Genomic DNA, 1,339 nt, shown 5'->3' on the forward strand with positions numbered 1-1,339 from the left:
ATATTTTTTTGGAGGTATTTTGTCGTGCGTATCACAGGTACAGTTAAATGGTTCAACTCAAAGAAAGGATTTGGTTTCATCACTAGAGATGACAACCAGGGTGATATCTTCGTTCACTACTCTGCTATTGAAGGTGAGGGTTTCAAAAACTTAGAAGAAGGCGAAAAAGTAGAGTTTGAAGTTGTTCAGGAAGAGAAAGGACCAAGAGCACAAAAAGTAGTTAAATTATAAATCAATCTTGACTGTTATTACAGGGAGATTATCGTCTCCCTGTTCTTAATAAAGATTCAAAATTTTCTTTCCAAAAGGAAATCAATCAGTAATTTGGATTCTTATTAAGAAATAATATTTTATAAACTTTGGAGGTTTTATTTTGAGTACTACAGGAACAGTTAAATGGTTTGATTCAAAAAAAGGATTTGGTTTTATTACCAGAGAAGACACAGGAGAAGACATATTTGTTCATTTTTCTGCAATTAACGGACAGGGATTTAAAAACCTTGAAGAAGGCGAAAAAGTAGAATTTGAAGTTGTTCAGGATGAAAAAGGTTTTAGAGCAGCAAACGTAACTAAAACGTTTTAAATTTATAAAGCGGGTTAATCCCCCGCCTTTATACTATTTTTACCTTTTCTTCTTTAAATTTATTTTCATCTAAATCTAATACCCAGCTTCTAAAACTTTTATATTTTCCATTTTCAATTGACATTATAATGTAAGATAAATCTGGTTGTGCAAACATTAAATCAGTTTGAGATGGTCTATCTGGATGGTCTGGGTGAGTGTGGTAAATACCTACTATTTGTAAACCTTTACTGTCAGCATAATTTTCAACCTTTAAATAATCTTTAGGGTCTATTTCAAATCTGTCATTTGCCCTTTCTTTATTCTGATTTTCCACCTGATATACTTCTAAAGCTTCTCTTGTGTCTGTTTGATAATCCATTTTTCCAATTAAAAACCCACATATTTCATAAGGATAACCTTCTTCACCCTGTTTCTTTATTTCATCAATAAGCTTTTGTGAAATTATAAGCATACCAACCTCTTTTATGTAATAATTTTATTACTATGCTAAATATTATAGACTTTGGGAAAGAAAATTACATCACTGTTTTAAAGAAACAGGAAGAATTATTTAATCAAAAAAGAGAAGGTTCTCTGAAGGAAGACTTCATACTGATAGGTGAGCATTACCCAGTTTATACTTGTGGAAAAAGAACAAAAAAAGAGCATATATATAATATCCCTGAAAATATCCCTGTTTTTTGAAGTAGAAAGAGGAGGAAGTATAACATTTCATGGAGAGGGGCAGTTGGTAGCTTATCCTATACTAAATTT

Annotated in this window: 3 protein-coding genes; 2 read left to right on the forward strand and 1 reads right to left on the reverse strand. The window is 31.3% G+C overall.

What is annotated here, in order from left to right; translation table 11 throughout:
* Positions 1 to 24 precede the first annotated feature (24 nt).
* Both HG1285_RS01275 and HG1285_RS01270 read left to right on the forward strand, forming a co-directional pair.
* The gene (locus HG1285_RS01275; protein WP_032497172.1) at positions 25 to 231 is read left to right on the forward strand and encodes a cold-shock protein; all 207 of its coding nucleotides are present in this window, start codon (positions 25 to 27) and stop codon (positions 229 to 231) included.
* Positions 232 to 373: 142 nt separating this feature from the next.
* Positions 374 to 583, forward strand: a complete 210-nt coding sequence (locus HG1285_RS01270) for a cold-shock protein (protein WP_008289435.1) — start codon at positions 374 to 376, stop codon at positions 581 to 583.
* Between the two features lie 28 nt (positions 584 to 611).
* On the opposite strand, the gene HG1285_RS01265 is transcribed toward HG1285_RS01270, so the two are convergent.
* On the reverse strand, positions 612 to 1,037 hold the full coding sequence (locus HG1285_RS01265) for a M67 family metallopeptidase (RefSeq protein WP_008289436.1): 426 nt from the start codon (positions 1,035 to 1,037) through the stop codon (positions 612 to 614).
* Between the last annotated feature and the right edge of the window lie 302 nt (positions 1,038 to 1,339).

The organism is Hydrogenivirga sp. 128-5-R1-1 (assembly GCF_000171895.1).

Coding starts and splice junctions, on each gene's coding strand:
- HG1285_RS01265 (WP_008289436.1), bottom strand. CDS start 1,037: ATGCTTATAATTTCACAAAAGCTTATTGATGAAATAAAGAAACAGGGT.